Raw genomic sequence first — 17,076 nt, 5'->3', positions numbered from 1 at the left:
CCCGTCATGCGCCTGCTGCTCCTGATCGTTGCCATCGTCGCCGTCTTCCTCGCGGTGCGCACCCTGGTGCGCTCCAGCAGCAACCGCAAGCAGGTCTCGGAGGATGACCGCCCCGAACGCCTGAAGGAAGGCGGCGCGGTCATCCGGTGTGCCTTCTGCGGCGTACACGTACCGGAGGCCGAGGCCTGCCGCGACGGGGATCGCCTGTACTGCTCGCGCCAGCACGCCGAGGTCGACCGCAGCCGCTCCGACGCCGATTCCCGCTCCGAAGAGGACTAGTGGGCAACCAAACCACGGGGAACACGCCGATCGACACCGACACCCGGCGGTCCGCCTGGCTGTTCGCGCTCTACCGGGTGTTTGTCGCGGCGGTCCTGCTGCTGCTCGGCCTGTTCCCGGATACCCCGCTGGGCCTGCACGTGGTGGCCCCTCAGTTCTACGCGGTCATCGCCACCGGCTACCTCGCCTTTGCCCTGGTCGCCGCAGCCTTTGCCTGGCGCTGCACCCACAACCCCGACACCACCAGCCTCAGCCGCATCGCCCTGATCGGCGGCGCCGGGGACGGCATCGGCCTGATCGCACTGCTGGTCGTCTCCGGCGGGGTGGGCACCGGGATCGGCCTTCTCCTGGTGCCCGCCCTGGTCGCCGCCGTACTGCTCTCCAGCGCGCAATTCGCCCTGAGTCTGGCGGCCATCGCCACACTGGCACTGCTGCTGGCCGAACTGTTCAGCGCGCTGGTCCTGCACGGTGAGAGCGCCATCACCCAGGCCGGCCTGCTGGGTGCCACCCTGTTCGCGGCCGGCCTGCTGGCGCGCCAGTTCGCCCGCCGCGCCGGCGAGACCCGCGCCCAGGTCGAACGCCAGGAGGTGGACCTGGCCAACCTGGCCGAACTGAACGCCCAGATCATCGCGCGCATGAGCGCTGGGGTGGTCGCGGTCGACCCGGAAGGCTACATCCGCTCCATCAACGAGGCCGCGCGGCGTCTGCTGCCGCCGCGTCCGGGACGCCACCTGTCATCGCTTTCGCCGTCGGTGGCCCGCAGCATCCGCGAGTGGCAGCGCAACGGCATGCCCAATGCCAGCCAGCACCTGCCCGGTGACCGCGACCAGCCCGCCCTGCGCATCCGGCTCGCCCCTCTGGGCGACCGCGGCGACCAGGGCACCCTGCTGATCCTGGAGGATGCCGGCGAACTCCAGCGTCAGGCACAGGCCAGCAAGCTGCAGGCCCTCGGCCGCCTGACCGCCAGCATCGCCCACGAGATCCGCAACCCGCTGGGGGCCATCAGCCACAGCGCCCAGTTGCTGGGCGAATCGCCCGACCTGAAGCCGCACGACCAGCGGCTGCTCGACATCATCAACAACCAGAGCAAGCGGGTGAACGAGCTGATCTCGAATGTCCTCAGCCTGTCACGCCGCGACACTGGCGAGCGCGAACGGCTGAACCTGCAGGAGACCCTGGACCGCTTTGCCGAGGAGTTCTGCGGCGCCCTGCAACTCCCGCCAGACACACTGCATACCCATGTCGAGCCGGCCGACTCCGAGATCCAGTTCGACCCCTCCCAGCTCAAGCAGATCCTGTGGAACCTGTGCACCAACGCGCGCATCCACGGCGGCCACGACGAACCGGACAGCCCGCCGATCATCCTGCGCGGCGGCGCCGGACAGGTCGCGCGCGTCGTCAGCCTGGACGTGATCGATGCGGGCCCGGGCATCTCCACGGAACAGGAGAAGGACCTGTTCGAGCCGTTCGTCTCCGGCCGCAGCGGGGGCACCGGGCTCGGCCTGTACATCTCGCGCATGCTGTGCGAAAACAACGGGGCTTCGCTGGAGTACGTCCGCACGCCCACCGGCGGCTGCTTCCGCATCCTGTTCGCACCACTGGACGAAGAGTCGCCAAAGGACAAAGGCGCATGAGTATCCGGCACGTGCTGGTCGTGGACGACGAGCCCGACATCTGCGAGCTGCTCGAGATCACCCTGGCCCGCATGGGTCTGGAGGCGACCACGGCCACGCGCCTGGAACCGGCGCGCGCCCTGATCACCGAGCAGCAATTCGATCTCTGCCTGACCGACATGCGCCTGCCCGATGGCGACGGCCTGGACCTGGTCCGCCACATCCAGTGCGAGCGCCCGGACCTCCCGGTGGCCGTCATTACCGCCCATGGCAGCGTGGATACGGCGGTGCAGGCGCTGAAGCTGGGGGCCTTCGACTTCGTCAGCAAGCCGGTGGACCTGAAACAGCTGCGGGAGCTGATCGACGCCGCCCTGCGCCTCGAGCCGGGCGCCCAGAACAGCGAAGAGCCCGGTGACGACACGACTCCGGCCACCCCCGACGACAGCCCCCTGCTGGGCCAGTCCGAGCCCATGCAGTGCCTGCGCGCCACCATCCACAAACTGGCGCGCAGCCAGGCCCCGGTCTTCATCTCCGGGGAATCCGGATCCGGCAAGGAGCTCGTCGCGCGCGAGATCCATCGCCTCGGCCCGCGCGCCGAGCGCCCGTTTGTCCCGGTGAACTGCGGCGCGATCCCCGGCGAACTGATGGAGAGCGAATTCTTCGGGCACCGCAAGGGCGCGTTCACCGGCGCTACCCAGGACCACACCGGCCTGTTCCAGTCCGCCGACGGCGGCACGCTGTTCCTCGACGAAGTCGCCGACCTGCCATTGCCGATGCAGGTCAAGCTGCTGCGCGCCATCCAGGAACGCGCGATCAAGCCGGTCGGTGGCACCCGCGAGATCCCGGTGGACGTGCGCATCCTCAGCGCCACGCATCATGACCTCGAGAAAGCCGTACGCGAGGGGCGCTTCCGCCAGGACCTCTATTACCGCCTGAACGTGATCGAGCTGAAGGTACCGCCGCTGCGCAACCGCCGTGGCGATATCGAGCGCCTGGCCGCCCGCATCCTGCGGCGCATCAGCGAGCAGTGGCAGACCGGCGACCTGGAGCTGGCGCCCGATGCCCTCGAGGCCCTGCAGGGCCACGACTTCCCCGGCAACGTCCGCGAGCTGGAGAACATCCTGGAGCGCGCCGCCACGCTGTGTGACGGACCGCTGATCCACGCCGACAACATCGACCTGCCGGCAAACGGCCTGGGCACTGCACCCGCCACCGAGGCGGCCCCGGAGCCCCACGCGGACAACGGCAACAACGGACGAAACGACGTCGACCGCGCGCTGGACGACCAGCTCGCCGCACAGGAGCGCCAGGCCATCGCCACCGCCCTGCAGCAGACCGGCGGCAACCGCACAGCCGCCGCGCGCCTGCTCGGCCTCAGCTTCCGCCAGTTGCGCTACCGCCTGAAAAAACTCGGGATCGAATAACCGGCTCTCGGCCCACCCAGGGCTACAACAGCTCCACCCACTCGGTCAGGGCAAACCAGATCACGTAACCGCCGTACAGGATCAGGAACACAACGCTGAGGATGGTGATCGGCCGGAAACCCTTCACGTCCACCTCGTAGGACACGTCCTCCCCGCGTGCGCGGCGGCGGCGCACATCCATCCAGCGCGATACCCGCCACCAGACAAACAGCAGGATCAGGATCACGGTCAGGAACTTCAGCATCGGGGTTCGCTTCCTCGCACGGTTCTCGGGCGGCACAGGCCAATGGCGCTGAACGCGACACTACCCGAGAACGCCACACTCCGCATTGTCTGATGGCGACCGCGCCATTGTCCCGCAACCCTGGCAGGCAGAACGCCTGTGGGAGCCTGCTTGCAGGCGAAGCCCCCGCCAAACCCGGCCCTGCTATCCACGCCGCTTCGCATGTCGCGTCGCCGGCGCATTCCAAGGGTCCTCCGGCCAGGGGTGCTTCGGGTAGCGCCCGTTCAGCTCGCGGCGCACCTCCGGGTAGCCGTTCTCCCAGAAGCTCTTCAGGTCCTGGGTGACCTGCACCGGGCGCCGCGCCGGCGACAGCAGATGCAGCACCAGCGGCACGCGCCCGGCGGCCACCGCCGGCGTCTCGGCCAGGCCGAACAGCTCCTGAAGCTTCACCGCCAGCACCGGCGGATCCTGGGTATAGTCGACCCGGTGGGCGGAACCGGAGGGCACCTCGATACGCGCCGGTGCCTCGCGTTCCAGTTGCTGCTGATGCGCCCAGTCCAGCCGCCCACGCAGGATCGCCACCAGGTCCAGCCGCCCGAGGTCGCGCAGCCGCGTGATCCCGGCCAGGTAGGGCCCCAGCCAGTCCTCGAGACCGGCGAGTAACGCGGCATCCCCCATGTCCGGGAACCCCGCCTCCGGCATCGCCCGATGCAGTAGCTGGATGCGCGCGCGCAGCTGCGTCGCGGCGTCATCCCAGGGCAACAGCGCAAGCCCCTCGCGGCGCAGCCGCTCGCACCAGCGCGGGATCGTTGCGGCGGGATCGTCCAGCGCGACCATCTGGCGCTCGACCACCAGCGTGCCGATGCGGCGGATGCGCGCATTCTCCAGCCGCGCGCCGTCCTCCACCCAGTCGCAGCGCGTCTCGCGGTGGAACAGCTCGGGGCCCTCGCGCTCCAGCGCGGCGATGTCCAGCGCCACCGCGCAGCGGATACGGGCCTCGCGCTCGGCATCGGTGCAGTCCACCGCCACCAGGTACTCGGCATGGGCCAGGCGCTCGCGCTCCGGCAGGATCGCACCACGGCCATTGCCCATCACGAAGCGCCCAGCCTGGCCGCCGCGTGGCCGCGCGATGCGCTCGGGCCAGGCCAGCGCGGCCAGCACACCCAGCGCCGTGGCTTCGTCCATGACGGATTCCGCTACGCCGGGCCTGTCGTCCAGCCGCGCGAGGGCCGACTCCAGCCGCCGCAGCCCGGCCTTCCAGGCGCGCCCGCCGGTGCGCCGGGCACGCTCCAGCCGCTCACCCAGTTCCAGCGGCGCATCCGCTCCGGCCATCCCCGGCTCTTCCACGACCACCGCCAATTCGCAGCCCAGACGCGCAATTCCCCGCTCGCGCGCCCGCAGCAGCATGTGCGCCAGGCGCGGATGCGTCGGCAGGCGCAGCAGGGCGCGGCCGTGATCGGTGATTCGCCCTTCGGCATCCACCGCCCCCAGCTCCGCGAGGATCGCCTGGGCGGCCGCCAGCCCGTGCGCGGGCGGCGGTTCCAGCCAGTCGAGTTCCGCCACCGCTTCGCCCCAGCCGGCCAGCTCCAGTGCCAGCGGCAGCAGGTCCACCTGCTGCAGGCCGGGGGTCGCATAGTCCGGGCGCTGTACCTCGTCGGGGCGCGACCACAGCCGGATCGCCACACCGGGTTCGGTGCGCCCGGCGCGGCCGGCACGCTGTTCGGCCGCAGCTTTCGACGCGGGGACCGTGACCAGCCTTGAGAGACCGGTGGCAGCATCAAAGCGTGGCTCACGGGAGAGCCCCGCGTCGATCACCACGCGCACGCCCTCGATGGTCAGCGAGGTCTCGGCGATATCGGTGGCCAGCACCACCTTGCGCTCGCCTTTCGGGGCCGGACGCACCGCGCGGTTCTGCTCCTCCGCCGACAGCCGCCCGAACAACGGCGCGACCCGCGCGAGCCCGGTCGGCGTGTCCAGCATATCTCCCAGCCGCGCGGCCACCTCTCGGATCTCGCGTTCGCCCGGCAGAAACACCAGGGTCGAACCCGGCTCCGCCTCCAGCGCCTCGCGCACTGCCTGCGCCACGGCGTCAGCCAGCGGCGCATCCTTCGCCGGCGGCGCGTAGCGCACCTCCACCGGGAACTGCCGACCGCGAGCACGCAGCACGGGCACGGGCTCCACCTCCGACCCGGCCAGCAGCCGCGCCACGGCCTCGTCATCGAGGGTGGCGGACATCACCACGATCCGCAGTTCCGGACGCAACAGGCGGCGTACCTGCAGCGCGAAGGCCAGCGCCAGTTCGGCCTCGGGGCGGCGCAGATGGAATTCGTCGAACACGACCACGCCGACATCCTCCAGCAGCGGGTCAGCCTGGATGCGGCGCAGGAACAGGCCATCGGTCACCAGCTCCACGCGGGTCTGATCGGAGACCTTCTGCTCGTCGCGCACGCGATAGCCGACCGTCTGGCCGACCGCCTCGCCGCGCTGTCCAGCCATGAACGTAGCCGCCATGCGCGCGGCCAGGCGGCGCGGCTGCAGCACGATGACCCGCCCGCCGGATACGGAGTCCGCCAGGTGCAGCGGGACCCGCGTGGTCTTGCCCGCCCCCGGCTCGGCCACCAGCACGGCCGCACCGCGCGTGGCGAGCGCGGCATCCAGCGGACTCAGCAGATCATCCAGCGCCTCGGGCGAGGCATTCGGGGTTTCGGCCATGGGCAGGTCAGTTTTCGACGACGCGGGTACCGGCCTGCACGCGGTCTCCCGGGCGGGTCACCACGCGCTCGCCCTCCGCCAGCCCCTCCAGGATCTGCATGGTGAACCCGGAACGGCGACCGACGTCGACCCGACGCGGCTCGGCACGCCCCTCCTCGACCACGAACACGGACCAGTCGCCGCGGTCACGGAACAGCGCACTGGTCGGCACCTGCAGCACCGCGTCGCCCTCCCACAGGACGAACTCGGCCTCCACGCGATAGCCAACAGCCAGGCCCGCCATGCGCGCCTCGACCGCATCGAGGTCGAGGATCACCGGCACGCGCTGTTCGTCAACACCCAATGCGGAGACCCTGGTAAAGCCAAACGGCTGCACCCGGCGCACGGTCGCCTCCAGCTTGGCATCGCGGCCCCAGTCGGTCAGACGCACCCGCATCCCCGGCACCACGCGCACCGCGTCCATGGACAGCAGGTCCACCTGCACCTCCAGGTCATCCAGATTGCCCACGACCAGCACCGGCTCGCCGGCCCCGATCGTGCCCTCGCAGCAACGGTAGCGCTCCAGCACCACGCCCTCGGCAGGCGAACGTACGGACAGGGTATCCGCCTCGGATTCCGGCATCTGGCCGCTGGCAATATCCAGCACCACGCGGGCGCTCTCGATCTCGCTGCGCGCGACCTCCACCGCGGACTCGCCCGCCCGCACCGCAGATCGTGCCCGGTCGCGCATCGTCTCCATGCGTTCCAGCTCGGTCGCCGAGACAGCGCCGCGCTCGAACAGCTCCTGGTGGCGGCGGTACTCGGACTCGGCAAACCGCGCCTCGGCCCGCAGATTGTCGAGGTTCGCCTCGGCGCTTTGCAGTCGCGAACGCGCGGCCGCCAGGTTCTCCCGCGCCTGCTCGCGCGAGCGCGCATCCAGCGCCGGCGTCGGCAGCGGCTCCAGGCGGAATAATGTGTCGCCAAGCGCGACTGCATCGCCCTCCTCCAGCGCCACCCGATGCAAATAGCCGGCAATCGGCGCCGACACGGTATAAGTCTCGCGCAGTCGGGTACGGCCCTCCTCGCGCACGGTCTCCTCGAACGGGCCGGCCTCGACCGTGGTCAGCGACACCGGCACCGGCTGCGGGCGCAGCGCCCACACCAGCGCGGCGACCCCCGCCAGCACAATGAGCCCAACCGTGATGCGCTTCTTCATCGCCATAACGCCAGTCTCGCAAATCCCGCCATCCGGCGCTCCCCTCATCGCCCGGCACGCCTGGGCTTTGAGTCTGCAAGTTGCCACCCTCGGTTATCACCTGACCGATGCTGACAAACAGTCGCTGTAAGGCTGGTCCTGGTTCGGCATCAGGTGTTTACGTGCCTACGGTCCGCATACTGCCTGGCGCTGACTCGCCAGCGCGCCGCGAGGTACTTCTTTGCTCGTGCAAAGAAGTACCCAAGAAACACGCCCGACTGCCGCGACCCCGGCCCGCTGTGCGGGCCGGGGTTTCCCTCGCTCCGAGGGTTTTCGCGGGCGGCGCTGAACTCGCTACGCCTGCGGCTTCGCTCAGACATCCAGCGCCTCTGATCCCGCGAAAACCCTCTCCACTCGGCGCGACGACAACGGGGGCAAGGTCAAGACAACGGCCGTCCCGATGGTCTTGCCAGTGGGGGATGGCTAGGTCTTCCGGCATCTGGGCACGCTCGGCCTTCGGCCATTGCGTGCCGCGCCCGCTAGCGGGCGCCGGGGGGGTCGGACGGCGTTGCCTATGGTTAGGCGCAAACGTGGGGACACGTTCGGTTTTGACCTTCGCCTCCCGTATGGAGCCCCTTGCGGAAGGGCTCTCGGGCCGGGAGAAGGCGCTGGATGTCTGAGCGAAGCGCAGCGCAGCGAGTTCAGCGCCGCCGGCCCGAGAGCCCTGGAGCAAGGTTCCCGGGCGAAATCCGGGTGCCCTTCTTTGGGTCCTTTCTTGGGCAAGCAAGAAAGGACCTCGGGGCGCGCTGGCGAGTCAGCGCACGGCAGGTTGCGGACCGAAACCACCGTAAACACCAGAGGACGAACCATGCCTAGCCAATCATTGGCAGGCGACAGACCGAAAGCACGCAAACACCGGATGCCGAACCAGGCCCAGCCACCACCAGGCAGGCGGCTAGCGAAGCCCCCCAAAGGCTGAGGACTACTCCGCCGCCTTCAGGGCCTGTACGCGGTCGAGGCTCTGCAGGCGGCGCCAGGCGAGGAAGGCGGTCAGGCTGGCCGCCACCAGGATGCCCAGCGCGGCGAAGCCGTAGGCCTGCGGCGTGATCACGAACGGCACGCGCAGCAAGTCCATCGCGAAGGCCTGGTTCAGCAGCCAGGCGAAACCCGTACCGGTGAGCCAGGCGACCGGGATCGCCGCCAGCGTCAGCACGGCGATCTCGCCCAACAGGATCCAGCTCACCTGGCCGCGCGAGTAGCCGAGCACCTCCAGCGTCGCCAGGTCACGGGCGCGTTCGGCATAGGTGATGCGAGCGTTGTTGTAGGTCACGGCGAAGGCGATGGACACCGCCAGCGCCACGAACACCAGGGCGAACACGATGATCGTCTCGCCGATGTATTCGCGGATGTTGCGCTCGGCTTCCGCGATCAGACCGACGCTGGCGACGCGCGGCCGATCGGACAGACTGCGGAACAGGGCCTCCTCCTGTGCACGGTCGGTCAGCAGCCACGCACCGGAGACGGCCGGCCCCTCGCCGATCAGGCGATTCAGCGCCGGGCGGTACATGTAGGCGCCGACGCCGATCGGCTCCTCCACCACCCCGGCCAGCGGGACCGAGACCGTGCGCCGGCGCCCCTCCAGGATCTCGACCTCCACCGGGTCGCCGACGCGCAGCCCCAGCTGCTCCGCCAGGTAGTCGGTCAGCAGGATGCCTTCATCCGGCAGGCGGCCGCGACCGCCCGCCATCGGCAACTGACGCAGGCGCGGCTCGGCATCCAGTCCCAGCAGGCGTACGCGCTCCTCGCGGTTCACCCCGACCAGCCGCACCGGCACCGCGCGGAAGGTCTCCACCGCCAGCACGCCCGGCTCGTGGCGCAGCTCCCCGGCCACACGCGCCGGCACCGGATCGGTGAACTGCAGATCGATATCCATCTGCAACACCTGGCCGTACTGGGTGTCCAGCATCTGATCCACGGCATTCAGCTGGTAGGCACCCATCAGCAGCAGTCCGCCGGACAGGCCGATCCCGATCACCGACAGCACGGACTTGAGCCGGTGGCGCGCGAGGTTGCGCAGGATGATCCGGGTGGGCTGGTCGATCGCGCGCCAGGCCGCCGTGCGCTCCATCCAGCCGCGGTGAAAGCGCTCCGGAGCCGGCGGGCGCATGACCTCGGCCGGGGCCATGCGCACCGCCTGCCAGACGGCACGGAAGGTGCCGAGCATCGCCGCGCCCATCGCCACTACCGCCGCCAGCACCATCACCCACGGCTGCAGGCGAAAGCTCATCTCCGGGAAGCGGAAGTACTCGGCATAGATACCGGCCAGGCCCTGCGCAGCCCAGGCCCCGAACGCCAGCCCCAGCGCACAGCCCATCAGCACGATGCCACCGGTCAGCAGGGCGTAGTGTCCGGCGATCGCGCCATTGCCATACCCGAAGGCCTTGAGCACCGCGATCGGCTCACGTTGCGAGCGGATGATACGCCCGACTACGACGTTCAGCAGGAAGGCCGCGACCGCCAGGAAGATGGTCGGCAGGATCGCCGCCTGGGCGCGCAGCTGGGTCAGCTCCTCGGACAGGAAGCGGTGCGAGAACTGGTCCTCGCGCCCGTAGGCACCCAGGCCGCCGTAGCGGGCCAGCGCGCGGTCCATGGCCTCGATCACGGGCTCCGGGTCGGCGCCCGCTTGCAGACTCACGGTGACGGAGTTGAACGCCCCCTCCATGCCATAGGCGGCCGCCAGCGCGCGACGGTTCATCCACAGGATGCCGTAGCGCTCGTAGTCCGGCAGCAGGTCGGTGGGGCTGATCTGGTAGACGAACTCGGGCGACAGCGCGATACCGCTGATCTGCAGGTCGGTCAGGCGCCCGTCGATGATCGCGCGCAGGGCATCGCCGGCGCCCAGCCCATGCGCCTCGGCGAAGGCCTCGCTGACCACCACCTCGCGCTCGCGCCCGGGCTCGGGCAGCCGGCCCTCGCGCAGGTAGAGCCGGTTCAGCAGCGGCTCGCCCCCGTCCGGTATGGACAGCACGGTTCCGCGAATCGGGTCGTCAAAACCGGCGACCTCCAGGCGGACCGGGGCCTGCACGCGGGTCTCGATCTGGTTGATGCCCGGCGCGTCGCGGAAGCGTTCCACCGCGCTCTCCGGCGCGCGCGTGATCTCCGCGAACACGTCGGCGAAGTGGTATTCAGAGTAGAAGCGCTCCTTGGTGATGGTCAGGGCGTCAAAACTGGTAACCGCAATCACCAGCGTCATCACCCCGCTGGCGATCACCAGCGCGATGGCCGCCGCCTGGCCCTTCAGGTGGCCGAGATCGCGCAGGATCTTGCGGTTGAGGGCACGCACAGGGCAGGAGCGCCGTCGCTACCAGTGCAGCGCGGACGGCGGCTGGCGCGTGGCGTTCTCGTGGATCTCGCTCACGCGCCCGTCGCTCAGGTGGATCACGCGATCGGCCATCTCCCCGATCACCGCGTTGTGGGTGATGATCGCCACCGTCGTGTCCAGGCGCTCGTTGATATGCTGCAGCACCTCCAGCACGCGGATGCCGGTCTTCGAATCCAGCGCGCCGGTCGGCTCGTCGCACAACAGCACCGCCGGCTGCTTGGCGATCGCTCGGGCAATGGCCACGCGCTGCTGCTCGCCGCCGGAGAGCTGGGAGGGGAAGTGGTCCATGCGGTCCTCCAGCCCGACCAGCGCCAGCGCCTCCTCGGGCGACATCGGATCACGCGAGATCTCGGTGACGATGGCCACGTTCTCGCGCGCGGTCAGGCTGGCGATCAGGTTGTAGAACTGAAACACGAAGCCAACATGGTCACGGCGAAAGGCCGTCAGCGTGCGCTCGGAGGCCTGCGCCAGGTCCTGGTCGCGGTAGCGCACCTCGCCCTCGGACGCGGTATCCAGCCCGCCCATGATGTTCAGCAGCGTCGACTTGCCCGAGCCCGAGGCCCCCAGCATCACCACCAGCTCACCGGCGTAGAGCTCCAGGTCCACCCCGCGCAGGGCGTGGATGGTCACCTCGCCCATGCGGTAGACCTTGGTCACCCCCGAGGCGCGAAAGATCACCTCGCGCCCGGCCGCCCCGGCATCCGGGGCCTGCGCCGCGGCCGGGCTCATCCCGTCCGGGGAACGAGCGAGCCCGCCAGCAGGGCCGGTCGCTCGCCGACGGGCGCCGCCCCGGTATCCGGCGCACCGGGCAGTATGCCGCCACCCCCGTCCAGGCTCATGGACCACAGGCTCAGCAGCAGCAACAGGATGATCAGGATCGGGATCAGTACGCGCGGATTCATCGGCCTCGCCCTCGCTCGCGGGAATAGCTCCATGCTGCCACAAAGCCCCCCGCACCACGTCGCCAAAAGCAGCGCCGCCGCTCCAGCCGGGCAAACATCGGGGTTACGTCCGGAGATCGCCACGTCGCCTCCGGCGCCTCGCGATGACGTTGTGTCCTGTCCCGTCACCGCGAGGCTCCGCAGGGACCGTGGCACAAAAGCGCGCAGCGCGTTGAACGGCTGCAGGCCGGCCCGAAGGGAGAGCGAAGCGAGTAACCTCCCGAAGCTGACACCGAAGACGGATCGGGTGGTTTCGGAAAGGGCTTGTTTCAGCGCTACGCGCCTCGCAATGACGGGGGCAAAAGCAACGTCATTGCGAGGCGCCGAAGGCGACGTGGCAATCGCTGAAATCGGGCACAAAGCCAGCGCGACGCCTGCTTCCGTCGTCCCCCGATTTGTTGTTTTGCGCCCAAATACTTACCCTATGCGCATCGTACGACCCGTGATCGGCGCGCCATCAGGGCTTCCAGCGCGCGCCCCGGGCCGTCCTGTGCCGTCCACAGAGGGCGGCACGACAACGTTTTCAGCCAACGCTAAGGAGCAACAATGTCCGCACTGATCTGTGGGTCCATGGCCTACGACACCATCATGGTGTTCCCCGACCGCTTCAAGAACCACATCCTCCCGGACAAGGTGCACATGCTGAATGTGTCCTTCCTGGTCCCGGACATGCGCCGCGAGTTCGGCGGCTGCGCCGGCAACATCGCCTACAACATGAAGCTGCTGGGCGCGGACCCGACCGTGATGGCGACCGTGGGCGGCGACTTCGCCCCCTACGCCGACTGGATGGACAAGCACGGCATCTCGCGCAAGTTCGTCAAGGAGCTGAAGGACACCTACACCGGTCAGGCCTTCATCACCACCGACCAGGACGACAACCAGATCACCGCCTTCCACCCGGGCGCGATGGGCTTCTCGCACCAGCAGCAGGTCACCGACGCCGACGGCATCAAGGTCGGTATCGTCTCCCCGGACGGCCGTGACGGCATGATCGAGCACGCCCAGCAGTTCGCGGATGCCGGCATCCCGTTCATGTTCGACCCGGGCCAGGGCCTGCCGATGTTCGACGGCGACGACCTGAAGCGCTTCATGGAGAACGCCACCTACGCCGCCTTCAACGACTACGAGGCGCAGCTGACCGCCGATCGCACCGGCATGAGCATGGAGCAGCTGGCGGAGATGGTGGACGCGATGATCGTCACCCGTGGCGGCGACGGCTCCGACATCTACACCGGCGGCAAGAAGATCACCATCCCGTCGGTCGAGCCGGCCGCGATCAAGGACCCGACCGGCTGCGGCGACTCCTACCGCGCCGGCATCCTGTTCGGCCTGGAAAAGGGCTACGACTGGGAAACCACCGGCCGCATCGCCTCGCTGATCGGCTCGATCAAGATCGCCCACTCCGGCACCCAGAACCACCACTTCACCGCCGACGAGTTCGCCGACCAGTTCGAAAAGGCCTTCGGCTACCGCTACTAAGCGACCTCACGCCGCCCCGGGCACCCGCCCGGGAACGCATAAAGCCCGGTCCGAGTTCGCTCGGCCCGGGCTTTTTTGTGGACGACTTCAGCTCCCCAGCCCCCGTGGGAGCGTGCTTGCACGCGAATGCCCCTGCCCGCGTCCGGCTCTGGCAGGGGCTTCGCCGGCAAGCCGGCTCCCACAAGACACTCCTACAGGGCTATTCGCCGTAGTGCGTACGCGCCCGAATCACGATCACCAGCAACTGCTCGTCCCGAATTGTGTACAGCAGACGGTCCTTGTAGCTGATCCTCAGGGAGTAGTACCCGCGCAGATCACCCACCAGCGCCTTGCCACAGTACGGGTCGACCGCCACCCGGTTGCGCAGGATCTGCTTCACCTTGTCGCGCAGCTTCGGCGTCAGACGCCGCAAGTCCTTCTCGGCTTGACGGGTAAACCGAATGGTCCAGGTCACTGCTTCTCCCCGAACACCTCCTCGAATCCCAGCGTATCGTCCTCATCGGCCTCGCGGCGCCCCTGCTCGAATGCCTGGCGGAAGCCGGGCTCGGAGAGCAGCTCCAGGGTCTCGATCAGGCTGGCGTACTCGTCTTCCGACATCAGCACCGCATCGCCGTTGCGATGCCGGATATGGTAGATCGCGTGCTGTTCGTTCACGCCCTTGATCAGATCGAACAGACCCTTGCGGGCCTCGGTAGCCGTCAGCGTCGTCATCGCCAGTCACCCGAAACGTACATAAAGTGGTACATATCGTGCGCCCACCGCACAACCCGGTCAAGACCGAACGGCCCGAAGCAGGATAGGGGCCCTGTAGGAGCGTGCTTGCACGCGAAACCCCCGCCCGCACGGACCGCTGCCCCCGTCATCCCGGCCGTAGCGCAGCGAAGAGCCGGGATCTCCAACGCCAGGCCCATCCCCAACGCCGGAGATCCCGGATAACCGCTTCGCGGTTTCCGGGATAACACCATCTTCCAGACCGCCGCAAGCCTTGTGGCCCCCGCCGGTGGGGGCATCACCGTAGGAGCGTGCTTGCACGCGAATGCCCCTGCCAGCGTCGGACGCTGGCAGGGACTTCGCCGCCAAGGCGGCTCCTACAAGGAATGCCCCATGCCCCCCAAGACTCAGTCGCGCTGGTAGGTACCCACCAGGCGGTTCATGCCGATCACGTGGGGCTCGGCGCGCTCCAGGAACTGCCACAGGGTGAGACCGGCCGGGAGCTGCAGATCGCGATCCAGCGCCAGCAGCCAGAAGAAGTAGTGGTGCTTGCCGTGACCCTCGGGGGGCATCGGCCCGCCGTAACCGGTGCGGCCAAAGTCCGTCTGGCCCGTCACGCCCAGATCGGTCGCCTCGGGCAGGCCGTCCAGATGCGGCGGCAGGTTATACAGCACCCAGTGCACGAAGCCGTAGGTCCCCGGCTGAACCAGCGGCGCATCCGGATCGTGGCAGATCACCGCCAGCGACTGGGTGCCCTGCGGCACACCGTGCCACTGCAGCGCCGGCGAGGTGTCCTCGCCCTCCCCGCTATGGCGTTTGGGGATCGGCTGGCCGGGGCCGAACGCGGAACTCGACAGCTGCATGTCGGACAGTGCAAAACCCATGACTGGCTCCTTTCGAGTGACCTGCTCGCACGGTAACGCCGACAGCCGTACCCCTCCAAGCCATCACGCGACGATCTACGCTTGCAGACCAGCGGCGGCATGCGGATCATCCCGACATGCGCAAACTTCTGCAGAAATGGCTGGCCCCACGCGACCCGCTGGAATCCGCCGCCCAGGCGGTCGACCATGGTCGCACCGGCATCGAAACCGTGCTGGGGCTTCCGCACCGTCTCTCGGTCCCGCTATTGCGGCGCCACTTCGGCGACGACGCTGAGCCCTCCGACGGGGCCTTCCGCGAGACCGGCCGTGACGGCTACTGGAGGCTGCCGCCGCCCGCCCCCGAGTTCGAAGTGCACCTGTACGGCGACCCGGAAGGCCGGCTGACCCTGGGCACCATCCGTGGACACGGCCCGTATGCCGGCCTGGTGGTCTTCAGCGAGTGGTCGCCGGATCACCCCGCCGCCGTCTGGCAGCTGCGGGTGGAAGAACCCGCTGGCGAGTCCGCCCAGGCCCTGCACGATCACCTCCTGGACCCGAACCGCGCCCCCGAATAGCACCCATCACCGCATACCCACACCCCACGGTAGGCGCCTGCTTGCAGGCGAATGCCCCTGCCCGCATCCGACTCTGGCGGGAGCCTCGCCCGCAAGCAGGCGCCTACCGTGAGACCCATTCGCTGGAACCAGGCCTCCAGGCTGGAAAAAACCGGTCACACCCCCAACATATCCTTAAAGCAAACCGGATCCGGCAGCGCGGCGAATCGATCGGCGCGCAGCGGAGAACCGCAGCGCACACGCGTCGCGGATCCCAATACTCCACAGAGGCAATCCGACCACCATGACGCGAAAACCCCAGTCCATCTCCCTGGTTCTCGGCAGCGGCGGCGCCCGAGGCCTGGCGCAGATCGGCGTGATCCGCTGGCTGGAGGAACACTCGGACTACCGCATCCGCTCCATCGCCGGGGCCTCCATGGGGGCGGCGGTCGGTGGCATCTACGCCGCCGGGCGGCTGGATGCCTACGAGTCGTGGGTGAAGACGCTGCGGCGCCAGGACGTCTGGCGGCTGCTGGACTTCTCCTTCCGCGGCGCCGGGCTGATCCGTGGCGACCGCCTGATCGAGAAACTGCGCGACATGCTCGGCGACACCGATATCGAGCAGCTCCCCATCTCGTTCACCGCCGTGGCCACGGACATCGAGCGCGAACGCGAGGTCTGGCTGAACTCCGGCTCCCTGTTCGATGCGATCCGCGCCTCCATCGCCATCCCCACGGTATTCACCCCGGTGCGCCACAAGGGACGGCTACTGGTGGATGGCGGCCTGCTGAACCCGGTCCCCATCGCCCCGACCCTGAATGACGACACCGACATCACCCTGGCGGTCAGCCTGAACGGGCGCGTCGGCGAGGAACTGATCCGCCCCGAGCGCACCCGCGGTGCCGGTCAGGGTCCGGAAAAGCCCGACAGCGGAGGTCTGCTGAATCATCGCCTGACGGACGCCCGCCCCGAGCGCACCCGCGGTGCCGGTCAGGGTCCGGAAAAGCCCGACAGCGGAGGTCTGCTGAATCATCGCCTGACGGACGCCCTCCCCGACCGCGTCGGCAGCTGGCTGCAGGACTGGCAGGGCAAGCTGGGCCTGGGCGAGACCGACCCCGAGCTGTCGCGCGAGCAGGAGGCCCGCGCTCTGGGGCTGATCGACATCGTCTCGCACTCCATCGAGGCCATGCAGGGCTCGATCGCGCGCTTTCGCATCGCCGCCTACAACCCGGAGCACCTGATCGAGGTCCCGGTCAACGCCTGCGGCGTGTTCGACTTCCACCGCGCCGCCGAGATGATCGACCTCGGCTACCAGCTCGCCGAGCGCAAGCTGGGCCAGCGCCACCCGCCCCTGTAGGAGCCGGCTCGCCGGCGCATGCCCCTGCCCGCATTCGACTCTGGCAGGGGCATTCGCCTGCAAGCAGGCTCCTACAGGGCGGGGTTCAAGGAGGGGGGGGTGGATCAGTGCTTGAAGTGCACGAACAGCCGCCCGTGGTTCTTCGAGTCCTTCTCCACGCGGTGATAGCGCGCCTTCACCTCGGGCTGCTGCAGAAAGCGCAGCACGCGCTTTTTTAGCTGCCCGCTGCCCTTGCCGTGGATGATCTCCACCGTCTTGATGCGCTTGTCGCAGGCCGTCTCGATCGCGCCGTTCAGCTCGGCGTCGATGCGGCGGCCATTGCGAAAGCACTCGTGCAGGTCGACCGACAGCCGCGACATCGCGA

General features: G+C 68.9%; 16 protein-coding genes. 6 read left to right on the top strand and 10 right to left on the bottom strand.

Annotated elements, in window-relative coordinates:
• Positions 1–6 precede the first annotated feature (6 nt).
• Genes F572_RS0103975 through F572_RS0103965 form a run of 3 tightly spaced genes read left to right on the top strand, consistent with a single transcriptional unit; the run spans position 7 to position 3,316 of the window.
• Positions 7–279: a PP0621 family protein gene (locus F572_RS0103975; protein ID WP_017941915.1), complete on the top strand. Its 273-nt coding sequence runs from the start codon at positions 7–9 to the stop codon at positions 277–279.
• A complete protein-coding gene (locus F572_RS0103970) occupies positions 279–1,913 on the top strand; it encodes a PAS domain-containing sensor histidine kinase (RefSeq protein ID WP_017941916.1) in 1,635 nt (544 codons plus the stop codon). Before F572_RS0103975 ends, F572_RS0103970 begins: the two co-directional genes overlap by 1 nt.
• On the top strand, positions 1,910–3,316 hold the full coding sequence (locus F572_RS0103965) for a sigma-54 dependent transcriptional regulator (protein WP_017941917.1): 1,407 nt from the start codon (positions 1,910–1,912) through the stop codon (positions 3,314–3,316). The genes F572_RS0103970 and F572_RS0103965 overlap by 4 nt, the downstream gene beginning before the upstream one ends.
• 22 nt (positions 3,317–3,338) lie before the next feature.
• On the opposite strand, the gene F572_RS0103960 is transcribed toward F572_RS0103965, so the two are convergent.
• The 6 genes from F572_RS0103960 to F572_RS15760 form a co-directional block, all read right to left on the bottom strand.
• Positions 3,339–3,560, bottom strand: coding sequence for a hypothetical protein (locus tag F572_RS0103960; protein WP_017941918.1), 222 nt, complete (start codon positions 3,558–3,560; stop codon positions 3,339–3,341).
• Between the two features lie 183 nt (positions 3,561–3,743).
• Positions 3,744–6,251 carry an ATP-dependent helicase HrpB gene (gene hrpB / locus F572_RS0103955; protein ID WP_017941919.1) on the bottom strand — a complete coding sequence of 836 codons (2,508 nt, stop codon included), beginning with the start codon at positions 6,249–6,251 and terminating at the stop codon, positions 3,744–3,746.
• Positions 6,252–6,258: 7 nt separating this feature from the next.
• Positions 6,259–7,452 carry an efflux RND transporter periplasmic adaptor subunit gene (locus F572_RS0103950; protein ID WP_017941920.1) on the bottom strand — a complete coding sequence of 398 codons (1,194 nt, stop codon included), beginning with the start codon at positions 7,450–7,452 and terminating at the stop codon, positions 6,259–6,261.
• A 955-nt stretch (positions 7,453–8,407) separates the two neighbouring features.
• A complete protein-coding gene (locus F572_RS0103945) occupies positions 8,408–10,768 on the bottom strand; it encodes an ABC transporter permease (protein ID WP_017940354.1) in 2,361 nt (786 codons plus the stop codon).
• A gap of 18 nt (positions 10,769–10,786) precedes the next feature.
• Positions 10,787–11,536: an ABC transporter ATP-binding protein gene (locus F572_RS0103940; RefSeq protein WP_017940355.1), complete on the bottom strand. Its 750-nt coding sequence runs from the start codon at positions 11,534–11,536 to the stop codon at positions 10,787–10,789.
• Complete coding sequence (locus F572_RS15760; protein WP_017940356.1) at positions 11,533–11,709, bottom strand: hypothetical protein; 177 nt, start codon at positions 11,707–11,709, stop codon at positions 11,533–11,535. The genes F572_RS0103940 and F572_RS15760 overlap by 4 nt, the downstream gene beginning before the upstream one ends.
• A 585-nt stretch (positions 11,710–12,294) precedes the next feature.
• On the opposite strand from F572_RS15760, the gene F572_RS0103930 reads away from it, so the two are divergent.
• Positions 12,295–13,227 (top strand): carbohydrate kinase family protein, encoded by a 933-nt coding sequence (locus F572_RS0103930; protein WP_017940357.1) that lies wholly within the window; start codon positions 12,295–12,297, stop codon positions 13,225–13,227.
• Between the two features lie 199 nt (positions 13,228–13,426).
• Here the strand turns inward: F572_RS0103930 and F572_RS0103925 are convergent, their stop codons facing one another.
• The 3 genes from F572_RS0103925 to F572_RS0103915 form a co-directional block, all read right to left on the bottom strand.
• Positions 13,427–13,681, bottom strand: coding sequence for a type II toxin-antitoxin system mRNA interferase toxin, RelE/StbE family (locus F572_RS0103925; RefSeq protein ID WP_017940358.1), 255 nt, complete (start codon positions 13,679–13,681; stop codon positions 13,427–13,429).
• Positions 13,678–13,938, bottom strand: coding sequence for a type II toxin-antitoxin system Phd/YefM family antitoxin (locus F572_RS0103920; protein ID WP_017940359.1), 261 nt, complete (start codon positions 13,936–13,938; stop codon positions 13,678–13,680). Before F572_RS0103920 ends, F572_RS0103925 begins: the two co-directional genes overlap by 4 nt.
• Positions 13,939–14,345: 407 nt before the next feature.
• A complete protein-coding gene (locus tag F572_RS0103915; protein WP_017940360.1) occupies positions 14,346–14,822 on the bottom strand; it encodes a YbhB/YbcL family Raf kinase inhibitor-like protein in 477 nt (158 codons plus the stop codon).
• 116 nt (positions 14,823–14,938) lie between these two features.
• Between F572_RS0103915 and F572_RS0103910 the strand changes: the two genes are divergently transcribed.
• The gene (locus tag F572_RS0103910) at positions 14,939–15,376 is read left to right on the top strand and encodes a hypothetical protein (RefSeq protein WP_017940361.1); all 438 of its coding nucleotides are present in this window, start codon (positions 14,939–14,941) and stop codon (positions 15,374–15,376) included.
• A 283-nt stretch (positions 15,377–15,659) separates the two neighbouring features.
• Entirely contained in the window at positions 15,660–16,712 is a 1,053-nt protein-coding gene (locus F572_RS0103905) for a patatin-like phospholipase family protein (RefSeq protein WP_018158404.1), read from the top strand.
• A 104-nt stretch (positions 16,713–16,816) separates the two neighbouring features.
• Here the strand turns inward: F572_RS0103905 and F572_RS0103900 are convergent, their stop codons facing one another.
• Positions 16,817–17,071 carry a Smr/MutS family protein gene (locus tag F572_RS0103900; RefSeq protein ID WP_017940440.1) on the bottom strand — a complete coding sequence of 85 codons (255 nt, stop codon included), beginning with the start codon at positions 17,069–17,071 and terminating at the stop codon, positions 16,817–16,819.
• Positions 17,072–17,076 lie beyond the last annotated feature (5 nt).

Origin of the sequence: Thioalkalivibrio sp. ALE14, from assembly GCF_000376845.1 — a bacterium.
GTDB lineage: Bacteria > Pseudomonadota > Gammaproteobacteria > Ectothiorhodospirales > Ectothiorhodospiraceae > Thioalkalivibrio.
Note: the sequence above shows the minus strand (reverse complement) of the source record. Positions and strands in the feature narration are given on the sequence as shown.

What these genes read in the sequence shown, in the direction of transcription:
- F572_RS0103910 (WP_017940361.1), top strand. Translation starts at nt 14,939, where the DNA reads ATGCGCAAACTTCTGCAGAAATGGCTGGCCCCACGCGACCCGCTGGAA.
- F572_RS0103920 (WP_017940359.1), bottom strand. Translation starts at nt 13,938, where the DNA reads ATGACGACGCTGACGGCTACCGAGGCCCGCAAGGGTCTGTTCGATCTG.
- F572_RS15760 (WP_017940356.1), bottom strand. Translation starts at nt 11,709, where the DNA reads ATGAATCCGCGCGTACTGATCCCGATCCTGATCATCCTGTTGCTGCTG.
- F572_RS0103930 (WP_017940357.1), top strand. Translation starts at nt 12,295, where the DNA reads ATGTCCGCACTGATCTGTGGGTCCATGGCCTACGACACCATCATGGTG.
- F572_RS0103900 (WP_017940440.1), bottom strand. Translation starts at nt 17,071, where the DNA reads ATGTCGCGGCTGTCGGTCGACCTGCACGAGTGCTTTCGCAATGGCCGC.
- F572_RS0103950 (WP_017941920.1), bottom strand. Translation starts at nt 7,452, where the DNA reads ATGGCGATGAAGAAGCGCATCACGGTTGGGCTCATTGTGCTGGCGGGG.
- F572_RS0103940 (WP_017940355.1), bottom strand. Translation starts at nt 11,536, where the DNA reads ATGAGCCCGGCCGCGGCGCAGGCCCCGGATGCCGGGGCGGCCGGGCGC.
- F572_RS0103905 (WP_018158404.1), top strand. Translation starts at nt 15,660, where the DNA reads ATGACGCGAAAACCCCAGTCCATCTCCCTGGTTCTCGGCAGCGGCGGC.
- F572_RS0103915 (WP_017940360.1), bottom strand. Translation starts at nt 14,822, where the DNA reads ATGGGTTTTGCACTGTCCGACATGCAGCTGTCGAGTTCCGCGTTCGGC.
- F572_RS0103975 (WP_017941915.1), top strand. Translation starts at nt 7, where the DNA reads ATGCGCCTGCTGCTCCTGATCGTTGCCATCGTCGCCGTCTTCCTCGCG.
- hrpB (WP_017941919.1), bottom strand. Translation starts at nt 6,251, where the DNA reads ATGGCCGAAACCCCGAATGCCTCGCCCGAGGCGCTGGATGATCTGCTG.
- F572_RS0103965 (WP_017941917.1), top strand. Translation starts at nt 1,910, where the DNA reads ATGAGTATCCGGCACGTGCTGGTCGTGGACGACGAGCCCGACATCTGC.
- F572_RS0103960 (WP_017941918.1), bottom strand. Translation starts at nt 3,560, where the DNA reads ATGCTGAAGTTCCTGACCGTGATCCTGATCCTGCTGTTTGTCTGGTGG.